2 protein-coding genes, 2 tRNA genes and 2 pseudogenes are annotated in these 4,511 nt (G+C 69.3%); 4 read left to right on the top strand and 2 right to left on the bottom strand.

Annotated elements, in window-relative coordinates; translation table 11 throughout:
• Nucleotides 1-153: 153 nt before the first annotated feature.
• Both AC08ON_RS08285 and AC08ON_RS08280 read left to right on the top strand, forming a co-directional pair.
• Nucleotides 154-675 (top strand): annotated as a pseudogene (locus AC08ON_RS08285) (AfsR/SARP family transcriptional regulator); the annotation flags it as partial.
• A gap of 46 nt (nucleotides 676-721) precedes the next feature.
• Nucleotides 722-862: pseudogene (locus AC08ON_RS08280) on the top strand (site-specific integrase); the annotation flags it as partial.
• A gap of 126 nt (nucleotides 863-988) precedes the next feature.
• Here AC08ON_RS08280 and AC08ON_RS08275 read toward each other — a convergent pair.
• Nucleotides 989-1,065 (bottom strand) — tRNA-Phe (locus tag AC08ON_RS08275).
• 52 nt (nucleotides 1,066-1,117) lie between these two features.
• Nucleotides 1,118-1,192 (bottom strand) — tRNA-Asp (locus AC08ON_RS08270).
• 423 nt (nucleotides 1,193-1,615) lie between these two features.
• Between AC08ON_RS08270 and AC08ON_RS08265 the strand changes: the two genes are divergently transcribed.
• Together AC08ON_RS08265 and metH are read left to right on the top strand one after the other, a co-directional pair.
• Nucleotides 1,616-2,224, top strand: a complete 609-nt coding sequence (locus AC08ON_RS08265) for an enoyl-CoA hydratase-related protein (protein ID WP_442856395.1) — start codon at nucleotides 1,616-1,618, stop codon at nucleotides 2,222-2,224.
• Nucleotides 2,184-4,511 (top strand): methionine synthase (metH, locus tag AC08ON_RS08260; RefSeq protein ID WP_476616731.1); only part of this gene is annotated, 2,328 nt, incomplete at its 3' end. The genes AC08ON_RS08265 and metH, both read left to right, overlap by 41 nt.

Genomic DNA, 4,511 nt, shown 5'->3' with positions numbered 1-4,511 from the left:
CTTACCCCAGGACGAACTCGATAAGGTAGCCGCACAGCTGAACGGAAGGCCACGCAAGACGTTGGACTGGGCGACACCCGTCGAAGTCCTCAACGATCTGCTGGCAAAGCATGTGTCGCCATGACCGCTTGATTCCGCCGCGTCCCCAGCGCTCCGAAGCAGCGCCAGATCCTCGCGCTGCTTTTTCTCCGCGCGAATCGCATTGTTCCGGTCCAGAACCTCCTGGAGGAGCTCTGGGACGGACGACCGCCCTCGAGTGCCGTCGCCGCCATACACACCTATGTCATGCAGCTACGCCGCGCGATGTGCGATGGCCGCCCGCTGAGGTCCGGCCGCCGCCAACACCGGCTGGTGACGCACGAGTCGGGATACGAGATCCAGCTGGGGCCGGATGAACTGGATCTCGGTAGGTTCCGAGCGACCGCCCGGCACGCCCGGATGCTCACGAGCCGAGGCCACCACCGCGCGGGCGCGGCCCGCTATCGGGCGGCGCTTGAGATCTGGCGGACGCCGGCTCTGGTCGATGTTCCGGCCGGCCCGCTGCTGAGCGCCGAACTGGCGACCCTGGACGAGGAGCGGATGGCGGTGCTGACCGAGCGGATCACGGCGGACCTACGGCTCGGCCTCCATCACGACCTGGTCCCGGAACTGACTGCGCTCAGCCGGCTGGCGCCCACGAACGAGGACCTCATCTCTCTGCTGATGATTGCGCTCTACCGGTCTCGACGCGGGAGTGCCCCCGCACATCGTCCGGGACATCGCCGGCCACTCCGCGATCGACGTCACCATGACGATCTACGCGCACGTCTCCCTGGACGAGAAGCGCGCAGCGCTTACCAAACTGGGTGACCGGCTGGGATGATGTCCCATGTGGCAGTAAACGAGAACGGCCGTGGAGTTCCACGGCCGTTGCCACATCCACTGCCATATAACGATCTTCAAACGAGCCAAGGGAGATCATCTCTATGACGAAACCGCAGGTCAGCGGTGGTGGGCAGGGGCGGGGTCGAACCGCCGACCTTCCGCTTTTCAGGCGGACGCTCGTACCGACTGAGCTACCTGCCCCGGGTAGTGCGACTCTCGCATAAGCCACAGCGCACTGTTAGCCATACGAACGCGGTCCCGACGGGATTCGAACCCGCGACCTCCGCCTTGACAGGGCGGCGTGAACTCCAGGCTTCACCACGGGACCATGCTCTAGATCGATCTTCAGTTGTCGCCCTCCAGGTGCCAGCCACGAGCCCTGTCCGGATCTGGAGGTCATGCTACACGACACCGGGACCACTCGAAGGGCCGGGAGCCCAGGATTCTTGCCCAACAGTCCACGCACCCGATCACTCGCGATCCGCTATGGAGACGCGATATCGGCATGAGATCCGCGGAGTCCACGCGGCGGGCGCGACGGCACGCCGGGGCGCACCCGGGAACGCCAGGCACGCCGCCGACCTCGCGGGAACCGAGCGAAAGGTGCGCAGCAGCACGGAGTCGATCCAGACCGCCGTTGCCGATCCCGTTCTGACCCGGGTCCGATGACGGGGTCGCCGTCGCCACCCTGAACCGGCCCGAGGTCATGAGCGCGTTCACCCTGCCGATGGCCACCGCCTAGGCGCAGGCCCTGTGTGCCGCGGACGCCGACCCGGAGGTCCGGTTCATCGCGGCCTCCGCCTTCGTCGGCTCCGGCTTCTCCCGCCTCAGCCTGGCCGTCGAATACGGTCTGTCCTGGCATCTTCCCCAGATCATGGGCACCGCCCGGGTCTCGGACTTCCTGCTGTCCGGCCACGCCGTCAGCGCCACCGAGGCGGCCGAGCTCGGGCTGGTCAACCAGATGATCACGGATGACGACGTACTGGACCACGCGGTGCTTGTCGCCGGTTGGATGGTCGGTTTCCCGGGCACGGGCCACCATCCGAGCGACGCCCAGATCCGTGCGCTGTATGCCGACACCTCTGCCAGGTCTCTGCCAGGTCCGGATGAGCTCATGCGCGGCGCGGACCGGTGTCCCGCCCGGGTAGCATACGACTCTCAAGCGACAGCGACAGCGAAACGCTCGAGCCGGCGTGAAGTGATCACGATGGCACGGTATCGTCACTCACAGGTCGAGAGGCGCTGCAACGGGCCCAGGTCCGCCACGCTCGGCCCGCACCGTTCAGTAAGGGCGCCTCCCATAACCGGGAGGTGGTCTGATGGCAGGGTCCAGGTCGGTCGACGAGGTGGCCGTCCATGACGGTGCGGTCGGGGCCGGCGAGCGGGAGCTCCGGGAGCTGCTGGCCCAGCGGGTCGTCGTGCTCGACGGGGCTTGGGGCACGATGCTGCAGAACGCCGGGCTCACCCCGGCCGACTACCGCACGGAGCGGTTCCGCGACCACCCGAAGGACCTCGCCGGCGACCCGGACCTGCTGAACCTGACCCGTCCGGACGTGATCCTCGACGTGCACCGGCAGTATCTCGCGGCCGGCGCGGACATCACCACGACGAACACGTTCACCGCGACGAGCATCGGCCAGGCGGACTACGGGCTGCAGTCGCTGGTGCGGGAGATGAACCTGCGGGGCGCGCGGCTGGCCCGCCAGGCCGCGGACGAGGCCGCCCGGCAGACCGGGGGGCGGCGGTTCGTCGCCGGTTCGATCGGCCCATTGAACGTCACGCTCTCGCTGTCCCCGCGAGTGGAGGACCCGGCGTACCGGGCGGTGACCTTCGACGGGGTCCGGGCCGCCTACGCCGAGCAGATCCAGGCGTTGGCGGACGGCGGGGTCGACCTGCTGCTCATCGAGACGATCTTCGACACGCTCAACGCGAAGGCCGCGATCGCCGCCGCCCGCGAGGTCGCCCCGCGGCTGCCGCTGTGGATCTCGGTAACGATCGTCGACCTGTCCGGGCGGACGCTGTCGGGGCAGACCGTCGAGGCGTTCTGGAGCTCCATCGCCCACGCGCATCCGCTGGTCGTCGGGGTGAACTGCTCGCTCGGCGCCGAGGAGATGCGCCCGCACGTCGCCGAGCTCGCCCGGCTCGCCGGCACGTTCACGGCCTGCCATCCCAACGCCGGCCTGCCGAACGCCTTCGGCGGCTACGACCAGACCCCGGACGAAGCCGGCCAGTTGATCGGCGAATTCGCCGCCGCGGGCCTGGTCAACATCGTCGGCGGCTGCTGCGGGACGACGCCGGCGCACATCGCGCGGATCGCCGCCGCCGTCGGCGGTGCGCCGCCGCGCCCGGTTCCGACACCGCCGGCGCGCACCCGCTTCAGCGGGCTGGAGCCGTTCGAGATCGGCGAGGACACCGGCTTCGTCATGATCGGGGAGCGCACCAACGTCACCGGTTCGGCGCGGTTCCGGCGGCTGATCGAGGCCGACGACTACCAGGCCGCCGTGGACGTCGCCCTGGAGCAGGTGCGCGGCGGGGCCAATCTGCTCGACGTCAACATGGACGCCGACCTGCTCGACAGCGAGCGGGCGATGACCACGTTCCTGAACCTGCTCGCCACCGAGCCGGAGGCGGCCCGCCTGCCCATCATGGTCGACAGCTCGCGGTGGAGTGTGCTGGAGGCCGGGCTGCGCTGCGTGCAGGGCAAGGGCGTCGTCAACTCGATCAGCCTCAAGGAGGGCGAGGAGCCCTTCCTGGAGCAGGCCCGGCGCATCCGCGACTACGGCGCCGGCGTGGTCGTGATGGCCTTCGACGAGCGGGGCCAGGCCGACACCGCCGAACGCAAGGTGGCGATCTGCGCCCGCGCCTACGACCTGCTTACCCAGCGGGTCGGCTTCCCGGCCGAGGACATCGTGTTCGACCCGAACGTGCTCGCCGTCGCCACCGGCATCGCCGAGCACAACGGCTACGCGAAGGCGTTCCTCGACGCGTTGCCGCTGATCAAGCAGCACTGCCCGGGAGCGCGGACCAGCGGCGGCATCTCGAACCTGTCGTTCTCCTTCCGCGGCAACGACATCGTCCGCGAGGCGATGCACTCGGCGTTCCTCTTCCACGCCGTGCGCGCCGGGCTCGACATGGGCATCGTCAACGCCGGCCAGCTCGCCGTCTACCAGGACATCCCCGCCGACCTGCTCGAACTCGTCGAGGACGTGCTCTTCGACCGGCGCGACGACGCCACCGACCGACTCGTCGCGTTCGCCGAGACCGTGAGCGGGAGCGGGAGCGGCACGAAGCGCACGGTGGACCTGTCCTGGCGCGAGGCGCCGGTCGAGGAGCGCTTGGCGCACGCGCTCGTGCACGGCATCGTCGACTTCATCGAGTCCGACACGGAGGAGGCCCGGGCGCGGGCGGCCCGCCCCCTCGACGTGATCGAGGGACCACTCATGGACGGCATGAAGATCGTCGGCGACCTCTTCGGGTCGGGGAAGATGTTCCTGCCGCAGGTGGTCAAGAGCGCCCGGGTGATGAAGCGCTCGGTCGCCTACCTGGAACCGTTCATGGAGGCCGAGAAGCAGCAGGCGCTGCTGGCCGGCACCGACACCACCGGCACCGGCACCGGCACCGGCACCGGCCGTGCCAACCGTGGCAAC

This window comes from Frankia sp. CoWAU3, from assembly GCF_977971855.1.
The sequence above is the reverse complement of the archived record's forward strand: the minus strand, read 5'-3'. Positions and strand labels throughout refer to the sequence as shown.